This window comes from Oribacterium sp. P6A1 (assembly GCF_000702885.1).
Classification (GTDB): domain Bacteria; phylum Bacillota; class Clostridia; order Lachnospirales; family Lachnospiraceae; genus Oribacterium.
Genome location: NZ_JNKO01000005.1, coordinates 91,363 through 114,322 on the forward strand (window position 1 = coordinate 91,363; position 22,960 = coordinate 114,322).

Here is a 22,960-nt window from a genome sequence, read left to right on the forward strand (position 1 = left end):
AGAGTGAAAGTTTTTTGAACCGGAGTTTTATATAATGCCGAATGAATATGCAATTCTTTACTTTGAGATAAATCTCTTTTCTCTCATACTTATAGGAATCATCCTCTTCAAGACCAGAGGACTTTCAAAGATGGTTGCGCAAACGCATTTTGCCATATCCATAATTGCGGAAATGCTGTTTTTTGCTTCCGACACACTGTTCATATTGATATATAAGGGGGTACTTCCGGGTGGCAAAATACTGCTTATGACATGTAAGGAGCTCTACTTTCTGTCAACCGAGCTTATGTGTTTTTTCTGGTTCCTTTATTTTGAGTATCTAAGAGAAACCAGCTTCGTAAAGAATAGAAAACATGTCATGTATTCCACTTTACTGCTGTGGATACTGGTGATACTTCTTTTGATTAATCCCTTCGGGAAGATTCTCTTCTATGTTGATGAAAGCGGAGTATATCACAGAGGACCGCTTTTTATTCTTACATATGTCCTCTCATATAGTTATGTAGTGATAGCTTTCATCAGAGCCGTGATAAACATTTTTAAAGAAACCGATGAACAGAATAAAGCTTTTCTCATAAGGCTTTGTCTTTTCCCCATCGGTCCGGGATTATCAGGAATCCTGCAGTTTGTATATCCAAAATTTCCGGTTGCATGCGTAGCGATTTCCCTTTCGACATTTTTCCTGTATCTCACATGGATCGATCAGTTGATATCACTTGATCCGCTGACAGGACTTAACAACCGGAAACAGCTTAATCACTCCTTTGACAGCCTGTCAAAGAACTCAGGCGAGCTTGATAACATTTGGCTTTATCTTATAGATGTCAATCATTTTAAGCAGATAAATGATACTTACGGTCATCTCCAGGGGGATAAGGCACTTAAGATCATCGCAGAAACATTAAAATCTGCCTGCAAGGGAATGGACAAGGGTACCGTAATCTCCAGATTTGGCGGGGATGAATTTGTTATTCTCGCCCCGGGAAACAGTGAAGACGAGACCGGGGAACTGAAGAACATCATAAGAGAAAAGCTTAAAGAACTGTCAGCTAAAAAAAATATTCCCTTTGAGCTTACAGTCAGCATCGGAGTAGCAAAATCAGAAACCGGGGAAAGTCTTAAGGATCTGCTGTCACGTGCCGACAGTGCCATGTATAAGGAAAAGAAAGCCGAAAAGAAATAAACATTAACAATAAAATGAACAGCACACTGCACACGGATGTGTGCTTTGGCGCTAAACAGGGAGTGGCAAATGCTTTTGACACTCACGACATATAATGAAAGAGGGGTGTATATGGGTAATGTAATTAACTTTAAGTGTCCATGCTGTGGTGCAAAACTGGTCTACAGCGGACAGGTCCAGGAAATGGCATGTGAGTATTGCGGCTCACAGTTCAGCATGGATCAGGTAAAGGCTGCGGAGGAATCTCTGAAAGAAAACGCCGGTGGCAATAATCTTGTATGGGATACTCCAAATCAGCAGATTATCAGTGATGAAAACGGAAAGGTCCAAGGGTACAGGTGTCAGTCCTGCGGAGCCGAAATGGTTGCTGACGAACATACCGCAGCAACGGAATGTCCGTATTGCGGTAATCCGTCCATTATTCCGCAGTCTTTTGAAGGTTTGTACCGTCCGAATTTAGTGATTCCTTTTGCCATAGGCAAAAAACAGGCATGCGAGAAACTTAAGGAATTCACCAAAGGAAAGAAACTCCTGCCGGATTCTTTTACTGCGGGAAATCGTATTGATAAGATCACAGGTATCTATGTACCCTTCTGGCTGTACAGTTGTCACGCAGGAGGTTCCGTTTCCTTTGAGGGCGTAAAGGCAAAGACCTGGGAGGATGCCAAGTACACCTATGAAAGAAAGGATTATTACCGTATCACAAGATCCGGTGAAATGGACTTCAACAGAATCCCGGTAGATGCTTCATCACAGATGGATGATGCCACTATGGACTCATTGGAACCCTTTGATTTCGGAAAAGCAACTGACTATGATGCTGCCTACTTCTCAGGATACCTTGCTGATCGCTATGATGTACCGGAAAATGACGCGCAGCCAAGAGCCAATGAAAGAGTCCAGAATACTTTCCGGAACAAAATGCGGGAAGCGGTAACCGGCTATACGGAGGTCTCCCAGAAAAGCGAAAGTATAAAGCTTTCCGATGCCAAAGCCGAATACGCCATGCTGCCTGTATGGATGATGACCACAAAGTATGAGGGAAACTCATATACCTTCGGAATAAACGGTCAAACCGGCAAAATGGTTGGAAGTCTTCCCATAGATAAAGGTAAATACTATAAATATATGACTATGACCTTCCTGATAGCATTTATCATACTCTCAGCCTTGTCGTTCCTCTTCTTATCCGGAGGCATCACCCTTAAGGGAGAACTGATATGTGCAGGCATCGGGCTTCTTATCGGATGGATATATGCAACCAGTCTTAAGAGTGCCATGAATACCATCGCCATAAAGAAAAACGCCGCGGGTTACATGAAAGACAGCTCTTTAAAATTTGGATCCAAACTTGACCTCTTCCTTTATTACAAAACAGAAAAGAAAGAAAAAGCACCAAAGAAATAGCATCAGATTTTGGTCAGATAAACACGGAAGGTTCTATAAAAAGAACCCTCCGTGTTTTAGCTTATCCGTTTACTCAAAAAAAGCAGGTGGAAATCCACCTGCTCGAAGTAATCAAACCATCTTTTCCGGCCTGACAGTCTCGTCGTATTGCTCTCCTGAAAGAAAACCAAGAGAAAGAACGGCTTCACGTAATGTTGTATTTTCTTCAAATGCCTTATGAGCGCATTTTGCTGCATTTTCATAGCCGATTACAGGACTAAGGCAGGTAACCAGCATAAGTGAATTTCTGAGGTTTTCTTCCATCTTGTCCTTCTTGGCTTTTATTCCTGACGCACAGTTTTTATCGAAGGAAACAACGGCATCAGAAAGTAACCTGATGGACTGCATCATGTTATAGGCAAGCACCGGCATGAAGACATTAAGCTCGAAATTTCCCTGGGATGCTCCGATACCTATGGTTGTATCATTACCCATAACCTGAATCGCAACCATTGTCATAGCCTCACACTGAGTGGGATTAACCTTACCCGGCATGATAGAGCTTCCCGGCTCATTTTCAGGTATGCTTATCTCACCGAGGCCACAGCGTGGGCCGTTGGCAAGCCATCTTACATCATTGGCTATCTTCATAAGGTTTGCAGCAAGTCCCTTTAATGCGCCGCTTACATAAACATATCCGTCTTTAGACGTAAGAGCATGGAATTTATTCTCACTTGCTTTAAACTCCTGCCCGGTTATCGTCGAAATCTCTTCACAACAAATCCTGTCAAAGCCCTCAGGACAGTTAAGACCTGTACCCACAGCAGTTCCGCCTATGGCCAGCTTTCTCAAGTGGGCTGAAGCTTCTATGATCTGAGCCTTTGATTCCTCCAGCATACCTCTCCAGCCTGAGATTTCCTGGCTGAACCTTAAAGGTACCGCGTCCTGAAGATGTGTGCGTCCGATCTTAATGATGTCTGCATTTTCTTTCTCAAGGCGCTTCATGGTTTCAATAAGGGTGTCCACTGCAGGAATCAGATTCTCTTGTATGGCGATCACTGCAGCCATGTTCATGGCTGTCGGGAAAGTGTCATTTGAAGACTGAGACATATTTACATGGTCATTGGGATGAATGCTCACCTCCGGATGGTCATGTACCGCAACGTGAGCTATGACCTCATTCATATTCATGTTGGACTGTGTGCCTGAACCTGTCTGCCATACCTTAAGAGGAAACTCCTCCGGATATTTGTTATTTATTATATCCTTGCAGGCTCCCATGATGGCATCTGCTCTGTCCTTCGAAAGCTTTCCCAGCTTAAGATTCGCAGCCGCTGCCGCAGACTTCAGAACTGCAAATGCATGTATAACCTCTCCTGGTATTGTTTCGGTTCCTATACGGAAGTTCTCCAGAGAACGCTCAGTCTGAGCTCCCCAGAAATGATCCGCCGGTACTTTTACTTCTCCCATTGTGTCATGCTCGATCCTAAATTCCATGTTTTCTCCTCATTTTTTCACTTCCACACATAATTCGAAATCCACTCAGGTGTACCAACCTGCAGATTTCGTACAGCAACATTCACATCATATCATGACGAGAGTGTGAAAGTCGACCTTGAATCCTTCCGCAGCCGGTTTCGATAATAAGTATCATCCTCGTTCTTTAAGCCTCTTTTCAAATTCCTGTTCGAATTCAAGTTCCTGCAGAGAACCAAATACCGGTATATCAATCATCCTTTTCTCCCAGGAAGATAAATAGATGGCATTTGATATCATGAGGCTCTTACGTCCTTCACTTCCATGGGCTATACTTGTGCCTGAACCGTTACATTCATCAGAAAAACTCTGAAGTACTTTTTCATACGGAGCCGGCTCCTTTTCAAAACAAAGTTCACTCCAGCTACCGTTTATCTTTCTGAAATAATCAGTTGATTCCACACGGTATTCCGGTTCCTTCTGCTGCATTTCCGGAAATGTTTCACCTATTCTGAGTCTCCCGTTCTCACATATAATGGTGGCTTCCTCCAGGGATATCTCCAGCCTGTTGGAACCCGGAGCTTCCCCTGTTGAAGTAATAAATACTCCGGTTGCACCATTTTTCCACTCAAGGTAAGCTGTAACATCATCCTCAACCTCTATGTTATGAAAGTGTCCCTCTTTACAAAAGCCCTGCACCTTTACCGGCATACCGAAAAGCCACTGAATCATATCAAGATTGTGAGGTGCCTGATTCAGTAAAACTCCTCCTCCGTCTTTTTTCCAGGTAGCGTGCCAGGAACTTGAAGTATAATACTTTTCAGGTCTGTACCAATCCGTCACGATCCAGTTCACACGCTTTAGTTCACCATATTTTCCGCTTTCCAGAATTTCTTTAAGCTTTATATATACCGGTGAAGTTCTCTGATTAAAAACGATGGAAAACACCTTTCCGGACCGCTCAGCTGCCTCCTCCATATTCCTTGCCTGCCTGCTGTATACCCCTGAAGGCTTATCTGTCAGTACATTTAAACCATGTTCAAATGCCTTAAGGGCGATATCCTCATGGGAAATGTGAGGTGTGGCAATAACCACTGCATCAAGCTTTAAAACACCCTTTTCCGCTTCATTAAAAATATCATCTGCCGAATCAAAAACCGGCACACCTGAATCCACAGCAGCGTTAAGCATCCCGCTGTATGGCGGACGCATTCTGGTAAGTGCTGCAAGTTCCATCCCCTTTATCTTTCCATCAAATATCATGGAAGCATATTTGCTCCCCATATTACCTACTCCTATCACAGCTGTCTTCATATCATCACCGCTATTCCTATATTTATATCATGCCCTCACCTTTGAAAAGTCGATGCTGCATTTTCCTCCGGATATACCCACAGGTATCTCGGCATCAAAGTCATACTGCTTCGGGGCATAGTCTTCATCCATAAACTCATGAACATAAACTGTTCTATGTTTGGAATCTATGATCCAGTACTCCTTAACTCCGGCATTCTGGTATTTATATAGTTTAAGTACCATATCCTTGCTTCTGGAGGAAGGTGATAATATCTCAACCACCAGTTCCGGCGCACCCTCGTATCGTATTCCCTTTTCGTCATATTCTCCGCAGATCACCAGAAGATCCGGCTGCACCATGGTGTAATTGTCTTTATCAAGTCTTACATCACAGGGAGAAAGATAGACCTCGCATGGCATGTTATGCTTTGCAGCACATTCTCTGAATAAAACAAAAATATCACCCAGTATCCTCTGATGAGTCAGAGACGGGGCTCCCATATCATAAATAACCCCATCTATAAGCTCAACCCTCCGGTCATCGGGTATGGCATAGTAATCATCTATGGTATATCTCTTTTTCCCCCCCTCTGCCGAATATGCCACTGCTGTTTCAGATACCACACCACTTTCTGTATGTGTCACTTTTGTATAGTCAACCGGTCCATCACCAAGAACTTTTGAAAGCGCATCTATGGTAAGTTTTCTGGGAGCTGTGGTTTCTCCGCTCATTATCTTCTGAACAGTTCCCAGGGGGACACCTGAAAGCTTTGACAGCATCTCATTGGTATAACCTTTTTCGGTTTTTTTCTTTTTCATCTCCTCAATAGTCATAATCGTACCTCCCAAGCGAATTCATAAATCCTGCTTTTAAATCTGACATGAAGATGTCATCCGGATTGGCTGATATGTACTTTCAATTATAACCTGTTTATTTTTATCAATCAACCATATTTGGATATTAAATGGATATTAAAATATCCACATAATATCCAAATGGCGTTTTTGATACTTAGGCTGCCTATGTTTAAAACGTGTTTTTCATCGAAGCCTTTATGTGAAACTGTCACAAATCCATTAAAGCAAGGCTATCAAAAAAGATATATATCTTATATCGAAAAATATAATTGTGAGTGCGATAAACAAAAGATATGTCTGCCATTCCCAACCCGGAATCTCAAAAAGTAAAGGAATTATCAGAAAGTATATATAACTTTCAGAAATCCTTCGGGATATAATGATTCTATTACATACGTGTAAGAGCGCTGCTCCCGGAACGATTCGATGTCGGCTTTTGACACTCACGTCATAGGATCAGTGCCCATGGAGGTAAAAATGAACTCTTTTTATATGTGGTTTGCGCCATTTTTTCTTTTTTTCATCTTTTCACTTGGTTTATTTATATGGGATGGCGTAAAAGCCAAAGAAGCGGGAAGGAAAAGAAAGACCTGGATTATGGTTTTAGCCGTCATAAGTTTCGGATTGATGGCAACAGTGATCATTTTATCCGTGCTTTTGCTGCTTCTTACCATAGCGATAGTTCAAAACATGTAATCAGGAAAGAAGATACAGATATGAGCGACAAAGTGTTTATACGAATCCTTGTTTCCATAGTCGCAGCAGGAGTCATCATCACGGCTTTACATGCTGCCTATATTTATTATGCCTATGAGCATTCTTCAATCATATACTTTATTTCAAAGGAGCTGTGGCCATGAAAAAAACAGCTGTCATAGCGGCTTCCGTCCTTTTCTTTGTATTTGTCAATGTCTTTTTATACACATCCGTCACCCGCCGTCTCGGTAATAATTACAGCGGTATATCACAGACAAAAATGGTGGATGTGGCAAGATATCTTCCTTTTGAAGATACTTCGGATCTTGCAAGGACAGGTTCCTCCATGCATTTTTCAAAGGAGGATGACCTTCCTGTACTTGATGGTGCTGCGGCACTGGTTCCTGTATATGCCTCAGTCATAGATTCAGTTTATCCGGAAGGGTCTGTCACCTATGAGGGTGGCTCTTTTTCAGATGATAATCAGTACGGAGAAAATTTCGCAGAAGACAGTGTTATGCAGTATCAGAACACTATCCGCGGGTTCGATGCTCTTCTCGATGGTTCTGTAGATCTGTTCTTTACTGCACATCCTTCGGAAAAGCAGATGGAAACAGCAAAAGAAAAAGGCATAGATATCGAACTGGTTCCCATAGGACTTGAAGCATTTGTATTCTTCGTAAATAAAAACAACCCTGTAGACAGCCTTACCGTTGATGAGATAAGGGGAATCTACAGGGGAAAGATCACAAACTGGAAGGAAGTGGGCGGTGCCGACAGAAGCATTAACCCGCTTCTCAGGATCAAAAATTCCGGAAGCCAGACTATGATGGAAAAATTCATGGAAAATGACATGCTGAAAAGTCGCAGCATATTCGCGATATTCGGAGCCTCCATCGGGTATTCTTTCCGGTACTATCTTTCGGGAATGGTGGCAAATGATAATGTCCGTATGCTTTCCGTAAACGGCATTTATCCCGATGCAGAAAACATCAGAAACAGCCGGTATCCCTTAACCGCCGCCTTCTATGCTGCCTGCCGAAAAGATAATACAAATCCCAATGTTCCAAAACTCGTTGACTGGCTACTGTCAAAAGAAGGTCAGAAACTGATAGAAGAATGCGGTTATGTGGCGATAAATCCCATCTGATCCAACAGCTATATCTCCTTTTCATAAGCTTCTGCAATCTCCTTAAGCCGCTTTTGAAGATCCTCTTTCAGGGCTTTACTAATCATTCTACCGCTTTACAGTTCTTCACCGTTTGTTTTTATCACGTTCTTGTACCAGTCGAAGGACTTTTTCTTTCTTCTCGCAAGAGAGCCTGTTCCGTCATCATATTTCTCAACAAAGATAAAGCCGTAACGCTTGGCCATCTCTCCTGTTGAAGCTGAAACGAGATCTATGCAGCCCCAGGGTGTATATCCCATGAGGTCAACACCTTCTGCTGCAGCCTTCTTCATTTCCTCAATATGCTGACGGAGGTAATCTATTCTGTAACTGTCGTTTATAGTGCCGTCTTCCTCGATCTTGTCGTAGGCACCGAGTCCGTTCTCAACTACCATAAGAGGGATGCGGTATCTGTCGTAGATTTCATTAAGAGCAAATCTAAGTCCCTGAGGGTCGATCTGCCAGCCCCAGTCAGATGCCTTGAGATAAGGATTCTTGAGACCTGCAATAAGATTTCCGTCTGATGCTTCATTCGCAGGATCTGCGCTGATACAGTTTGTCATGTAATAACTGAAGGTATAAAAATCAATGGTTCCTGCCTTAAGGTCCTCAAGGTCACCATCCTCAATCTTAAGCTTTACTCCGTATCTGTCCCAGATGCTCTGTGCATATGAAGGATACTCTCCTCTTACCTGAACGTCGGAACAGTACCAGTTGACTTCTCTCATATGCTCCTGATTTAACAGAATATCGTCTGGTTTGCATGTCATAGGATATGAAAGGACAAAGCAGATCATATTTCCCATCTTGAACTCAGGATAATGCTCATGCGCGTACTTTATCACCCTGGCGCTTGCAACGAACTGATGATGAAGTGCCTGGTAACGCTCCTGAGGCTTATCAGGAACCTCTGTAACAGGTCCATTGTATCCCTTGACGGTGCCTGTTGAAAGAACTGCACCGAGAGGCATGGTTCCTGCATTGATTTCATTGAAAGTAAGCCAGTATTTAACCTTATCCTTGAAGCGCTCAAATATAACATGGCAGTAGTTTTCAAAGCAGGCAATGAGTTCTCTTCCTTCCCATCCGTTGTACTTCTCCACAAGATTGTAGGGAAGTTCATAATGAGATATGGTCACCAGCGGCTCGATACCATGCTTTTTACAACAGTCAAAAAGTCTGTCATAGAACTCGAGCCCTTTTTCATTTGGCTCCGTCTCCTCGCCCGTAGGGAAGATACGGGTCCAGTTGATGGAAGTACGGAAACATTTGAACCCCATCTCTGCAAAGAGAGCAATGTCTTCCTCGTAATGATGGTAAAAATCTATGGCTTCATGTGATGGATAAAGAGTATCCGGTTCAATTGATGTTGTTAATCTCTTAGGAGTCTTATGACTTCCGTTTGTACACATATCTGATACGGAAGCACCCTTTCCGTCAATGTTCCAGGCACCCTCACACTGATTGGCCGCAACTGCGCCTCCCCATAAAAAATCTTTTCTTAATACTGACATAAATATTCCTTTCATAATTCTATCTGCCAACTCAATAGCCTTCTATAGGTTAATGTAGTATTTCATGATGCCAAGGATACAATACTTGTATACATAATCAAAATCCTTTACTGTATGAACAAAAACTTGGATTGATTCCATATACCTTGATCAAACTGCACCGTCAGCATCATGATATCATAATATAAAATCTGTTATCAAACCACTGTCAGAAGGCATTCGCCGTTCTTTACTGTAGCACAATCTGATGCCTTTACAGAAACATAATCTTCTGAATTGGTTACAATAACAGGTGTGATGATCTTCTTTCCGGCATTTTCAATAGCCTTAAGATCTGCAGTCATGAGAAGGTCACCCTTCTTGACATGTGCACCTTCTTTTATCTTGTATTCAAATGGTGCCCCCTGAAGCTCAACTGTATCGATTCCCACGTGGATAAGAAGCTCAAGACCTTCATCTGTAGCCAATCCGATGGCATGCTTTGTATCCATCATAGAGGTAACAACACCATCTGCAGGAGCGTAAACATTACCATCTTGAGGAATGATAGCAACACCTTCTCCAAGTGCTCCGGAAGAGAAACCTTCATCAGGAATTTCTGACATAGGTACAACCTTACCTGTTAAAGGTGCGGCGATCTCAATCTTTTTTACCATTGGCTTGTTGACTTCAGCATTTTCAGCAGCAGTTTCTGTCTCTGTTACAGTTGTCTCTTCTTCTGCTTCCTCTTTGTAAAGAATCATTGTAAGCACAAACGGAACTGCAATTGCGATAACAGCACCGATGATACCGAAGTAAACACCGCTCATAGGATTTTCACCACCAATGAAAGTTATGATGGAGAACAGTGAAGGTGAACCACCCATGGTATAGCCCTTAACACCTGTGATACCTGTGAAAAGACCTGCAATACCTGCACCTATAACCGCTGCGATCATTGGCTTAACCTTTGCAAGGTTGATACCGTACATGGCAGGCTCTGTGATACCTGCAACTACTGCAGAGATACCACTGGCGATACCTTCTGACTTTGTATCTGTGTTCTTTGACTTAAATGCAACACCAAAAGCTGCGCCGCCCTGGGCAAGATTTGAACAGAACATGGTAACCATTACGATAACGTCAAAACCCAGTGTTGCAAGGTTATTCATGCAGAGAGGTATAAGGGCATAATGCATACCTGTCATAACGATAAACGGCATTGCAGCTGAAAGGATACCTACTGTGAGCCATGGAACTGTGTTGTACATTGCAGAGAATACTCCGGCAAGAACATTACCGATGACATTACCGATAGGTCCCAATACACAGAGTGCTACAGGAGTACAGATAAGGAGGAAAAGCATCGGCTTAAGGAAAGCCTTTACTACGTTAGGTGATACACGGTCGGCAAAATTCTCAACAGCCTTCATAACCGGAGCCATAAGAAGGATAGGCAGTACGGATGAAGTATAGGTGGCTGTTATTACCGGAAGACCGAAAAGTGATGTGGAAGGCATTCCCATGAAGGTTCCGAGAGGAAGGTCCGCGTTAGAACCTGCCATGAGATTTACGATGTCAGGATATACCATCATGGTTGCTATAACCATATAAAGGGCAGGTGAACCGTTAAGCTTCTTTGCGATCTGGTAAGCCAGGAAAACCGGAAGGAAATAGAAGAAAGAATCTGCCATTCCATAAAGGATCACATAGCCTGAGCTTGCTTTGTCCATCATACCGAAGGTTACAAGAAGAGTAAGGAGAACCTTTACCATACCTGTTCCAAGCATGGCAGGAAGAAGCGGAGTCATACAGCCGGCAACAAATCCGAAGAGTCTCTGAACTGCATTTCCTGTGGGTTTTGCAGCCGCAGCGCTTCCTTCAGTGAAATTTCCAAGCTTTGCAAACTCCTTGAAAAGATTTGATACTTCATTTCCGATAACGATCTGATACTGACCGCCCTGCTTTACGATGGATTTTACTCCTTTGATGCTCTTTACTTTTGCATCGTCAGCCTTTGCCGCATCCTTAAGTGTAAGACGAAGACGTGTCATACAGTTGGTTGCACTTGTAATGTTCTCAACTCCGCCTACGGCAGCGAGAATCTTTTTCGAAGTCTCCTGATAATCGAGTGCCATTGTTTTACTCCTTTTATTGAATAATGTGTTAAATGATGTTTTATTTCCAGACAGTGCGCATCTGTCTTAGATACTTAGGTATAAATGAAAAACGGGCAAGACCGGAAACATCTTAAAAGCGAAATATCAAAGCACTGAAAATGGGAGTATAACCAAAAAATCCATGTGGACTATTAATCCGGCTTTCAGGTGAATGTTTTTCATGGACATTCACACATAAAATTACTCAGTGAATATATTTTCGTTTTTAATGAATCCAGGTCTTGCCCGCTTAAGGTCACAATCCTGTTTATGAAAGTGTGATCACCGAATGCGAACTTCTGGTCAGCATACGGTAACCTTTATTTATTTAGATCTGATCCTTCGCGTCACGCGCTCTATATGGATCAACAGGTAAAGGCGTTCATCCGAACTTATGTCATAGTGATATTCAATCAGAATATAATCCGCTATCCTGTCAACACAGTTTTTTACATGGACGAAACGTCCGGATAACTCTGTGAATATGTCATCATCTTCTGTATTTTCATAGCATTCCCTGGAAAGGATACGCTTTGCAAAAAACTTAAGATGTGTGAGGAATCTCTGATAATTCCACTCCTCTTCATCAAGCTGTGACTGGAAAGACTGCTGTACGATATCCACAACACTTCCTATGAGTTTTGAAACCTCATCCGGGGAAACAGTGGATCTTTGGGCAAGTTCTGCATTAACAAAATGATATGCAATAAATGCAGCCTCGTCCTGAGCCATATCCGCTCCGAAACGTTCTTTCAAAACCTTCAGTGCATACTTTCCTATCCTGAATTCTGCAGGATATATTCGTTTGATATCCCAAAGCATGGGATTATCCAGTGAAACATTTTCACGGCTTCTCTCAATGCTTCCGGCCATATGATCACAAAGAGGAAGTATGATTCTGTCAGAAACAAGGACATGACACTCTTTCCTCGCATACTCGAGTACATCCTCTGCAATTTCCCAGTATTCATCGGGAATCTCTGTGAAGAGTTCCTGAAAATGGCGGCTTTCCGAAGCATTCTCCGGGATAAAACGTCGTTCAATCCTGTCTTCTTCAAGACTGTCACCGGTTTTTTTCTGAAATCCGATGCCCTTTCCCTGACAGATCGACTCATTCCCATCCTTGTCACGGACCAGCACCATATTATTGTTAAGTGCTTTTACAACTTTCACAAAAGACCTCCGCATAAACCAAGAATCATAGGGACAAAAAAAGACAGGGCTATACGCATAAAAAACACTGAATCATCTACAGTCAGTATAATCTGCGTGAGCCTTGCCTGCATTACCAGTCACAAATCACGAAGATTACTATAACAAATAGGATTCGATTTGTAAATTTGTACTGTTTTACAATTTTCTATATGTTTTTTTAGTTAAATATTACAAGGTCACATGGTTATCAACTCATATTCACGTGTCCCAAGACCGATCTTTTCTGCATGTTCCAGGGTCTCTTTCCATCTGATATTGGGATTGGAATCAAAGAAATGGTCGTGATGATGATGCCAGCCCGGTTTATTTAAATTATCCGAAAGCTGGCTGTTGGGCATAGGAGCCGACCTGAGACATGCATCCACACATGCCTGATCAAGAGCAACCGGGTCAAATGATGCAAAAAATCCCACATCCGGCAGAATAGGAGCATCATTCTCTCCGTGACAGTCACAGTTAGGTGAAATATCCCGTACCAGACTTATATGGAAGCATGGTCTGTCAGCACACACAGCAGCGCTGTACTCCGCTATCTTGCGTCCCAGTATCTCATTTGCATCCCAGTTCATGTTTTCTATTGCATCAAATGCGCAGGCACCTATACATCGGCCACAGCCTTTGCAGAGGTTCTGGTCAATATGAGCCTTTTTATTTTCATAGTATATGGCATTCGAGCCGCATTCCTTCGCACAGCGGCCGCATCCACGGCACATGTCCTCGTGAACTGAAGGATGTCCGCTGTTGTGCTGCTGCATTTTGCCTGCGCGGCTTCCGCATCCCATACCTATATTTTTTAAAGCGCCTCCAAAGCCGGTAGACTCATGTCCTTTAAAGTGGGTAAGAGAAATAAAGATATCTGCATCCATCACAGCTCTTCCTATATAAGCAGTCTTACAATACTCGCCGTTAGGTACCGGAATCTCTATATCATCTGTACCTCTTAAACCATCTCCGATGATTATCTGACATCCGGTAGTAATGGTATTGAAGCCGTTGATATTGGCACAGTCCATGTGCTCAAGGGCATTCTTGCGTGACCCCGGATAAAGGGTATTGCAGTCAGTTAAAAAGGGTATGCCTCCCTGTTCTTTGACCACGTCAGCAACAGCCTTGGCATAATTCGGTCTAAGATATGACAGATTGCCAAGTTCTCCAAAGTGCATTTTGATTGCAACAAACTTACCGTCCATATCGATGCTGCCTATACCTGCCTTACGTATCAGCTTCTGCATCTTGACAGTCAGTGACGTTCCCACAGTTGTTCTGAAATCTGTAAAATATACCTTTGATCCGGCCATTTCTCCTCCTAAAAAAATAATCATCCTGAAACACAAAACTATGTTTCAGGATGATTATACCTTATTTACTAGAGCAGGTGTCTCAATTTTTTCAGTACTTCCACTTCTTAGGGTTTTTCACTTCCTCAACCATATCGAAGTAAAGTTTTTCGGCTTCTCCGAAGATTCCCACACGACGGGTCAAAAAACCGTGCCTTGTTCCCAGAAGTCGTTTGCAGGTAACGGATACTCCTGCCTGAATAAGCATTCCCGCAAACTTTTCTCCTTCAGGTCCCAAACTATCGGTTCCGCCGGTACAGATAAGGAACGGATTCAGTCCCTCAAGCTGTTCTCTTTCTGCATATACAGGTGACACTCTCCAGTCAGTTTTATTCTCACCGCCTGCATACCATTCATTATAGAGAAGTCCTCTCTTTTGAAGCTCGATGGACTCAGGTGTAGCATCCGGTCCAAGCTTTGATACAGGATCTGCTGCAAGGTCAAGCGGGGGATATGCAAGACAGGTGCGGCAGATCTTGAAATCAGGCTTTTCACCCCTTCGCTCCTTTTCATGATTCATAAGCGTTATAACGGTTGCCATGTTTGCACCTGCACTGGCACCGCTCAGGATGATACGTTCAGGGTCAATGTCAAACTCCTCAGCATGCTCATAAACATACTTTACCACTGCATAGCCTTCATTGATCGCATAAGGATATGCCTTCTCCGGAGCCGGTTTATAGTCAATGTCTATCATTAGACATTTTGTATTGAAAGCCACCACATGGGAATAGTTCACATCCTGTCCGCGATAAGGCTTAACAAATCCGCCTCCATGAAGCCTTATGATAACAGGCCCCCTTGTTTCCATGCCTTCCGGCTCATATATGTAAACCTTCACAGCCTCCTCACCTTCACGTAGTATCATCTTTTCATAGCTCCTCTTTAAAGGAAACTCCTTCAGAAGCTCCTGATCCGGTTCTATACCATGAGCACCATCTCTTACATTGCTCAATGCTTCATTATTTTCATTCATTGTCTTCTCCGTCCTGTAGTTCTTCCGGTACTGATGCTTCCCCTATATGGAAGCATATATAATACCTGTAATTCTTTATATTTAAATTCAATCTATACTCATACAAAACTGTTTTCGCCCATTATTCCGATATACCGGCGCATCCTCACCGGGGCAACACTAATTTTCTCAGATAACGGGAAATACTGTCATGGTCCAGAACACTGATATGATGCATCCAAGAACTGCGAACAGTGCGCCATGCTTCATCATATACGGAATGTCATATCCACCGAGTCCCATGATATATGGGGTTGCTGATGTAGACATCGGAGTCATAAATGCTGTCAGGCATGCTGCCTGAATAAGTATCATAAGTCCTACCGGATTTCCGCCCATGGCTGCGCAGGTTGCGATGGCAATCGGGTGGAATATAAGCATTGTACCTCTGTTTGACATGAACTGTGTAAGCACAAAGGGAAGGACAAAAAAGATAAATCCTAAAAGGTAATTGCTGTTTCCGAGGCTTCCTACAAATCCTGAAATGACGCTTCCGATAAACTCACCTGCACCTGTTGCTGAAAGAGCTCCAGCGATGGCATTTGAACCGACTATAAGGAAAAGGATACCAAGAGGAAGTGACTTTCCTGCCTCCTTAGGATTAAGAACATTTGTGAGAATCATAAGGAGCGCACCGATTACCGTGATGGCCCAGCTGTCGAGACCAAGCTGATCGCTGAACATAAGTGCAAGGGCATCTCCAAAGAAAATGATGATGGATGCATACTCCTGGAACGTTGTAAGTGTGGACTCACTCATCTTCTTTAATGCCATGTCCTGAACCTTCACAGGAGACTCTGAAGGAAGTCCCTTAATGCAGAATATTCCAAAATATACGATGGAAAGAATAAGCATCGGAAGTCTTGCCTTCATTGGATCCGCAAGACCCACTGCGAAATCTGTGTATCCGTAAGACTCAAGATAACCGTTTAATTCTGCTGCAACTGTTGCTCCGGCACCTACAGGAAGGATACAGCAGGTAGAAATGATGGCTATACCTACCGGGAAAAGTACCTTTGTTGTGGGAATCCCCATCTCGGTTGCTGTTGCCATAAGCATAGGCGCTACGATGGAAAATACAACCACCGGACTCTGGATGAACTGGGAAAGGATAACACCGATAATGACATATCCAAGCACCATTTTGGTAACGCTTCCCTTTGAAAGATTTGAAATGCTCTTTGCCAGATTGATACAAAACTGTGTTTTGTTGAAACCCGCAGCTACAACGCACATACCGCCAACCATGATTACATTGGAATTGGCGAAGTATGAAAGTGCTTTTTTTGCCTCCAGACATCCTGTCAGTGTCATAAGCATCATGGATGTCAATGCTATGACTGCGAGGCTGTACTTACCACTGCAGTAGCCGATGATGGTAAGCACAAAGATAATGAAACAGATCGTTAACAGACTCATATAGTCCCTCCTTCGTTTGATACGTCAGCCATCAAAATCAGGTAACCCTATGAGCCGACGCCCTATGACAAAATTTTTTGTAAACCTTGTCATAAACATTGTTTTTTTATCATCTTTTGCTTACTATAATGGAGTTCCAAGTATTACACAAACGCATATATTTCATGTATACATTCCATAATGTAATTTAAAACAAGCGAAATAATGACAGAGCGGAGATCATCATGAATGTCAGAGACTATGAATACATAATCAAGATTGCAGAGAATCAGAGCATAACAAAGGCTGCTTCAGCTCTCTATATCACGCAGTCAGCCTTAACCAAATATCTTCAAAGAATTGAGGAGGAAATCGGACTGCCTCTTTTTTTGCGTTCCGGTCATAAATTTTTGCTTACAGATGCCGGCAGAGAATATGTGGAAACAGGTCGTGTGATTCTTAAACTTGATCAGGACCTGATGCAGAAATTAAATCAGAGTTCTGACTTAAGACAGAAAGAAGTGCGTTTTGGATTTGGAATGGGACGTGAACATTTTCTGTATACAAAAGTATTCCCGAAGTTCCTGAAAGAACATCCGGGAATAACATTGAAAAATCATGCTGATGCCAGCAGGCACCTGAAAATGTATCTTGATAACGGTCTTCTGGATCTTGCCCTCGTCACTAACCTCGATCCTGCACCGGGATATAAATACATACCTGTAAAACAGTGCTATCTCTCACTTTTGGTACCCGCAGATTCACATCTCACAGAATCAGCATCAACTATAGAGGGATATCCTTATCCTGTGGTCTCTCTTTCGGATTGCGCTGCAGAAACATTTGTATCCACGGATCCTACAACTCATTCCGGTTCTTTTTCTGATAAACTTTTGAAGCAATTTCTTCCCGATGCCTATGTCTCAATGGAGGTAAGCGACATAAGAAGTCTTTTCAATGCAGTAAGAGCCGGATTTGGCATTGCCATAACATTATCCTACGACTTCGTAGGAAAGGATCTCAAATATCTTTCAATCAGGGAAGCAAAGCCCATAGAGGAAAACATCCAGCTGGTTTACCGTTCAGACATGGCAATGTCCAAATCCATGAAGGACCTTATAGATATAATCCTGGAGGCAGCGAGGGACTGATAAATCCTGAATCAACAGCAGGTTATGAGCAAATGTTCCCCCGCCACATCATTGTAAACCTTACAGTTACTTTTCGACATATCATAAACGTGGACGATGTCCCTGAGCTTTTCATTTTCCTCAAACTCCTTTACAAGATCCTTATTCTTTTCAAGTTTTTCCGGAGCAAAATGGAGGGTCTTATCATTCTGGAACACTGCGGTATAAAGAATTTCAGCTTCTACAAGATCCTGGAAGATATGGCTTCCGTAGGAAAGCTCCGGATTGTAGCCTGCTTTTGATTCCTCTGTTTCGCATATTATCTCATAGGCGCTTATATCGGAAAATGCCGTTGGAACTCCCAGTTCAGGCGAGGAGGTCCCCACTCTTCCCGGAACTATAAGCATCATATGCTTATTCTTATCACGGAAATACCAGTTTATCTTCCTGATAAGATTTGCAACAAGATGCTTGTCGTTGTATGGCATGGTGTAGTATCTGACAGGATCGACATATACTATCAGGTCAAGTTCGGCTGTCTTACACATGCCCATGGAAGAGCCTTTACTTTCAAGCAGTATGTTCTCTTCCTGAATTCCCGGCGGTATGATGGTTCCTGCTTCACTCTTCTGCACCTGAAGTGGTCTGCACTGAAGGAGGTCGATAGAATATTCACCGTTTTCCGACATGTTAATAGTGAATTCCGTGTCCACAGGATAATCATATTCTTCCTGGATACAGCACAACATCCTCTTCATCTGCTCCATCAGAGTTTCATTTTGAACAAGGCCCTTACAGGATATAAATTCGACATCCTGGTCTTTTCCTATCTCCCTGAGTCTAAGTTCCGCGTCATAATCATGTTCCAGAAGGATCTTCCCGAGATACTTCGGAATATACGGCAGCAGCTCATAAAGAGTCAGTTTTTTTAATGTTTTATCCGCCATGTCTATGACTTCTGCTTTACCCTGTGAAAACTTATGTTTATCTGCTGATGAAGAATAGTTTGATTTTTCCGGCATATCAAGATTCACTATTCGTGGATAAGAGCCTTCTGTCCTGTCAACTGCTGAGGTTCCCAGTCCCATAACAAGCCTGAGCATTCCGGCTGAAGGATCTGAATCCTTCATGATGCGATAAGGGCTGAAGGAATAGCCCACACCTGCGGCGCAGGGCATGTAGAAGGATCCGTAATATGACCCCGATACTCTTTGAATGAGAAGTGCCATCTGTTCATCCCGCTTTTCAAGCCCCCGGCGTTTGCGGTAATCCAGTGCCGAAAGCTTCATGGAGCTTGCATACACCACTTTTATGGCATGTTCGAATTCATTAAGACGCTCCTCCAGAGTGCCTCTGTTCACGCAGAATACTGATTCGTATTTCCCGGCAAAAGCATTACCAAACCCATCCTCAAGTATACTGCTGGACCTGACGATATAAGGATCCTGACCATAGTACTCTATGATTCCTTTAAATCTTTCACCCATGGCTTCAGAGAAGCTGCCCTTCATTATCTTTTCAGCAAATTCCGGTGCAAGCTCGAAATAGCCCTCTTCAGTGCGCTGGTTTACTCTCAGGTCCCAGAGATTGTTATCAACTATGTAGGTATAGTACAAATCGGATCCCACATAGAAGGAGTCATGGGGTTCCAGAACATCATTTATATCCGGCTCCTTATTTCTGATAATGGCTCTGGCCAGAAGCATTCCGCAGGCTTTTCCTCCTATCATGCCGGTACCGATCATATGGTCTCGTACCGCAAAATAGTCATCGGGCGTGAAATGTTTCTTAACCATAAGCCTCATTTTCTCATCACGGGTCATCATGATGTTGCACATCCTGGAGCACTCCTCCGTGATTTCCTCACCGCTTTCCTTTTTCATCTTAACGAGATCAAAAAATCTCTCCCAGGAATCCGAGTACTGTTCCTCTGCAGAACGCTGGGCCTGCCCAAGGGCATGATAGAAACGGCTGGATTTTACACCGTCAAGTATGGGGCGGAATTCTCCTCCCTCAGGGTCATAGATGTGGGGCAGAAACATTGTCTCCGAATTCCTGTTCCAGACCTTTTGGGGACGTACATAAATGTTTTTATTGTCTGAATATACATCAAAGAAAAGCTGGGTGGTATTGAGGATCTTATTGATGGCATACATAGAATGCTTTCCTCTTATGATAGGGAAGAACGCTACCGTATCAAGTATAAAGAGGAATGGGCAGGTTACCCTGAAAAAATTCCCCATCATGAGATCCGTGGCCCAGGCAGTCTGAAGCTCAGAAAGACAGTCAAAAACATAGAAGGCATCCTTTCCTTCCTGCTTTATAAAATTATGAACATCCACAGTGAAGGTTTCAAATCTGTGGGAAAGAGGCACCGGTATGGTTTTTATCTCCGGTATGTCGGGAAGAAGGGGTTTGTGACTTGCAAATCTGAAATAGATGATGTTGCGCCTGTCCTCTATGGCCTGCTTTATAAAGGGCTCCATAAACAGTTTGAACTGGGACAATTCAGTAACACGCCATACAACATTATCACCCAATCGGATATTATCAAGGGCATGATCCATCTCCGGGATTCCGCTTTTTACTCTGTCAAAAGAAGACATGGTTACCTCCCTTTAAAATACAAAAGACGCCTCATCCTGATAGGATGAAACGTCTTTGTTTCCTCTGCTTATTTATGTTTCAATCTTAACATTTCAGACAGGCTATCGCAATGTTGACAGTGTAGTTTCTAATTATTTCAGATTCATTTATTCCGGAAGATTTCCATCATCAGGTATATAATATCCTTCTTTCATCTTATCCTATATCTGTTTCTTTCCCGATACTTTCCGGCATAGGACCATCCTTTACATCTGTGTACCAGTAATCATAGGACACCGGAAGAAAATCCACATTTGAAGTACGGACATCCTCCCAGTCCATGCCCCATGGCCGGAGATAAATATAGTACCTGAAGCTTCCATGTTCATCCTCGTATCTGCAATTTACTTCTATCATATGATCATAGTCACTTACGTCAGAAGCACCGGGATCCACAATCCAGTCCGCATGCTGAACATTTTCACCATCCAGCAGGAAATATCCCTTCTCACTCTTCATGCAGCCCGCACTTGTTGTGCCGGGACCGAAGCTTACCTCCACCTCACAGATAAGTGATTTCGCAGAACCCTGGTCATCCCAAAGGACGATTCGACCGGCATTATCACTTTCTACAAATATCGATCCGCAAACATCATGTATGCTGTCTTCCAGATCCTCGTAATCACCGTGACATGATTCTATCACATACCAGCCGAACCAGTCCCGATCCCAGTAGTCAGTATAAATAGAAGCTGCAGCCTTACCATGTTCTCCCAAGACCGCCTTGGCTTCAGAACTTACTTTTTTGACTGTTGTTTCAGATTTGGCATCACCGCTTTCCTTTGTTTCTCCGGTTTTTGCTTCTGATGCTTCTTCTGTTACAGATTCGGTTTCAGATTCTGATTCCTTTTTGATTTCGGCAGTTACCTTATTTTCTGAGGGATCCTTAGGACAAAAGAAGGTGTAATACTCACCGTCTTTCACATAATCCGCCTTAAGTCCTTCATCCTCTACGTTCCAGGTAAGTTTTATATCTTCAGAATCAACGGAACCGTAATCCTTGAGATTGGACCACTTCAGGTTTTTAAATTCTTTACCTTCAATCACAGCATCCATGGTGTGATCTCCACGAAAACTCATCTTAAGGGCATCCGGTGCAATCTCATCAGCAGGGTCTCCCAGTATATCCGTCACCGAAACAGACTGCCAGTCCTGCAGCATAAACTTCTCGGATTCCGGTAGATACTGTGCCGGATCTGCGGCAGGGGTACCTTCTTTTGCAAAGGTAAAATCCATCCCCAGGCCAAGCATGTCTTTTACAGCAAAACAATCCTCGCCACGTTCACCCGTGATCTCTTCTCCATCTACCGTAATGGTTATGGTAGTGTCATCACTGGTCCATTTGACATCGTGCGTTTCCCCGTTTACCGTCATGACGGCCTTACCCCCGCTCTGCAGTTCGAATCCAAAACCCTTAAGGTCATCACCGGTCAGGGCCATACCCATCATCTCTCCCACCACAGGGATATAGTTACCTGCCAACGGATCATCATCCTTTGTTTTTGCCGAAGTCCCTCCGCCGCAGCCTGTAAGACACAGTCCAAAACAAAGAATCACAGCCAGCATAAGGGCTGTAAGCTTACCTGTTACTCTTTCGCCTCTTTTCATCACGAATCCTCCCTAAAGCTTTCCAACTATTAATTCATCCGGGTAACAATTCTTGTTATTAACTTGTCAATTATTATCTTAATTTTACTCGAGGAACTACGAAAATATATGTATCGAAATAGCATTTTATAATTATTTTAGAAATCAAAAAACACTGACAGGCATTAAACCCATCAGTGTTTTTTGTTTTACCAGTCTTTTACGGAACCATCGAAATATCTGAAAGCATCGTTGCTTCCACGGCTCTTTGCCGGATACAGCTCTTCTGCATTATCAGGTCTCATCGACCAAAGCAGGACTCACCTGCTGCGCCTACACAGGTGCCTGCATGGTAACACTGGATCAGATGGTGCTTGCAAACCATTTTGAACATAATCTGAGGATTTTTTCAATCGGTGACAAACGGGTTCAGGTTGGACTGTCTCTGCTATATCACCGGGGATCCATGCTTACGGAAGAAATAAACACCCTGTTCCGGATCACGAAAGATGAACTGACTAAGGGCGGAGTTCATTGAATGCATCATAGTCCCATGACCTCTCCATAAATCAGTACTGCGTTTCTGACACACTCATCACAGGGGCATAGCGGTTTCCCATCTGTTATGGCTTTCAGATCCCTGCATTTTAAGGCTCCGCATCTTCTTCGGAACTCTTCCTGTATCTTCTTTGTCGCCATCACTGCACCTTTGCCTTCAGTTTTAAGGCCTACTATCATGGCTGCACCGATCATGGCACCGCATGTCGCTTCCATATTTCCCATTCCTGCAGCAAAACCCGATGAGATCTTCAGGAGCTGTTCTTCCGTAAGTGAAGTCTCATCAGATAGTGCCTTTGTCACTGCCTGAGTGCAGTTACATGCTCCTGAACTCTTTAATTCTGCCGCCATTTCGGCTC

The 22,960-nt window shown here is 43.2% G+C and carries 18 protein-coding genes; 6 read left to right on the forward strand and 12 right to left on the reverse strand.

Translation table 11 applies throughout. The annotated features are described in order from the left end of the window. The first annotated feature begins 34 nt into the window (after positions 1-34). Together T515_RS05025 and T515_RS05030 are read left to right on the forward strand one after the other, a co-directional pair. Positions 35-1,183 carry a GGDEF domain-containing protein gene (locus T515_RS05025; RefSeq protein WP_036608362.1) on the forward strand — a complete coding sequence of 383 codons (1,149 nt, stop codon included), beginning with the start codon at positions 35-37 and terminating at the stop codon, positions 1,181-1,183. Between the two features lie 111 nt (positions 1,184-1,294). Further along, a complete protein-coding gene (locus T515_RS05030; RefSeq protein WP_051671448.1) occupies positions 1,295-2,590 on the forward strand; it encodes a hypothetical protein in 1,296 nt (431 codons plus the stop codon). A 111-nt stretch (positions 2,591-2,701) separates the two neighbouring features. Here T515_RS05030 and fumC read toward each other — a convergent pair whose 3' ends face one another. The 3 genes from fumC to T515_RS05045 all read right to left on the reverse strand — a co-directional run bounded on the left by fumC (position 2,702) and on the right by T515_RS05045 (position 6,175). Further along, positions 2,702-4,066 (reverse strand): class II fumarate hydratase, encoded by a 1,365-nt coding sequence (gene fumC / locus T515_RS05035; RefSeq protein ID WP_036608365.1) that lies wholly within the window; start codon positions 4,064-4,066, stop codon positions 2,702-2,704. A gap of 153 nt (positions 4,067-4,219) precedes the next feature. After that, positions 4,220-5,359, reverse strand: coding sequence for a Gfo/Idh/MocA family protein (locus T515_RS05040; protein ID WP_036608367.1), 1,140 nt, complete (start codon positions 5,357-5,359; stop codon positions 4,220-4,222). A 27-nt stretch (positions 5,360-5,386) separates the two neighbouring features. Further along, complete coding sequence (locus tag T515_RS05045; RefSeq protein ID WP_036608370.1) at positions 5,387-6,175, reverse strand: Uma2 family endonuclease; 789 nt, start codon at positions 6,173-6,175, stop codon at positions 5,387-5,389. A gap of 740 nt (positions 6,176-6,915) precedes the next feature. Here T515_RS05045 and T515_RS17345 point away from each other — a divergent pair. Both T515_RS17345 and T515_RS05055 read left to right on the forward strand, forming a co-directional pair. Then, positions 6,916-7,059, forward strand: a complete 144-nt coding sequence (locus T515_RS17345; protein ID WP_155988278.1) for a hypothetical protein — start codon at positions 6,916-6,918, stop codon at positions 7,057-7,059. Next, a complete protein-coding gene (locus T515_RS05055) occupies positions 7,056-8,045 on the forward strand; it encodes a PstS family phosphate ABC transporter substrate-binding protein (protein ID WP_036608374.1) in 990 nt (329 codons plus the stop codon). The genes T515_RS17345 and T515_RS05055 overlap by 4 nt, the downstream gene beginning before the upstream one ends. A 95-nt stretch (positions 8,046-8,140) precedes the next feature. On the opposite strand, the gene T515_RS05060 is transcribed toward T515_RS05055, so the two are convergent. From T515_RS05060 to T515_RS05085, 6 genes are all read right to left on the reverse strand, one after another. Next, positions 8,141-9,577: a 6-phospho-beta-glucosidase gene (locus T515_RS05060; protein WP_036608601.1), complete on the reverse strand. Its 1,437-nt coding sequence runs from the start codon at positions 9,575-9,577 to the stop codon at positions 8,141-8,143. 197 nt (positions 9,578-9,774) lie between these two features. After that, on the reverse strand, positions 9,775-11,694 hold the full coding sequence (locus T515_RS05065; RefSeq protein WP_036608377.1) for a beta-glucoside-specific PTS transporter subunit IIABC: 1,920 nt from the start codon (positions 11,692-11,694) through the stop codon (positions 9,775-9,777). A gap of 345 nt (positions 11,695-12,039) precedes the next feature. Then, complete coding sequence (gene licT / locus T515_RS05070) at positions 12,040-12,888, reverse strand: BglG family transcription antiterminator LicT (protein ID WP_036608379.1); 849 nt, start codon at positions 12,886-12,888, stop codon at positions 12,040-12,042. Between the two features lie 218 nt (positions 12,889-13,106). Next, positions 13,107-14,228: a DUF362 domain-containing protein gene (locus T515_RS05075; protein ID WP_036608382.1), complete on the reverse strand. Its 1,122-nt coding sequence runs from the start codon at positions 14,226-14,228 to the stop codon at positions 13,107-13,109. A 91-nt stretch (positions 14,229-14,319) separates the two neighbouring features. Next, complete coding sequence (locus tag T515_RS05080) at positions 14,320-15,243, reverse strand: alpha/beta hydrolase (RefSeq protein ID WP_036608385.1); 924 nt, start codon at positions 15,241-15,243, stop codon at positions 14,320-14,322. Between the two features lie 168 nt (positions 15,244-15,411). Continuing rightward, on the reverse strand, positions 15,412-16,701 hold the full coding sequence (locus tag T515_RS05085) for an SLC13 family permease (RefSeq protein WP_036608387.1): 1,290 nt from the start codon (positions 16,699-16,701) through the stop codon (positions 15,412-15,414). 224 nt (positions 16,702-16,925) lie between these two features. Between T515_RS05085 and T515_RS05090 the strand changes: the two genes are divergently transcribed. Then, positions 16,926-17,831: a LysR family transcriptional regulator gene (locus T515_RS05090; protein ID WP_036608389.1), complete on the forward strand. Its 906-nt coding sequence runs from the start codon at positions 16,926-16,928 to the stop codon at positions 17,829-17,831. An 11-nt stretch (positions 17,832-17,842) separates the two neighbouring features. Here T515_RS05090 and T515_RS05095 read toward each other — a convergent pair whose 3' ends face one another. Both T515_RS05095 and T515_RS16425 read right to left on the reverse strand, forming a co-directional pair. Next, positions 17,843-20,416, reverse strand: a complete 2,574-nt coding sequence (locus T515_RS05095; RefSeq protein ID WP_036608391.1) for a PEP/pyruvate-binding domain-containing protein — start codon at positions 20,414-20,416, stop codon at positions 17,843-17,845. Between the two features lie 196 nt (positions 20,417-20,612). Then, positions 20,613-22,064: a hypothetical protein gene (locus T515_RS16425; RefSeq protein ID WP_051671449.1), complete on the reverse strand. Its 1,452-nt coding sequence runs from the start codon at positions 22,062-22,064 to the stop codon at positions 20,613-20,615. Positions 22,065-22,392: 328 nt separating this feature from the next. Here T515_RS16425 and T515_RS05105 point away from each other — a divergent pair, with 328 nt between their 5' ends. Beyond that, complete coding sequence (locus T515_RS05105; RefSeq protein ID WP_036608393.1) at positions 22,393-22,581, forward strand: hypothetical protein; 189 nt, start codon at positions 22,393-22,395, stop codon at positions 22,579-22,581. Positions 22,582-22,586: 5 nt separating this feature from the next. On the opposite strand, the gene T515_RS05110 is transcribed toward T515_RS05105, so the two are convergent. Next, on the reverse strand, positions 22,587-22,952 hold the full coding sequence (locus T515_RS05110; protein WP_242839327.1) for a C-GCAxxG-C-C family protein: 366 nt from the start codon (positions 22,950-22,952) through the stop codon (positions 22,587-22,589). Positions 22,953-22,960 lie beyond the last annotated feature (8 nt).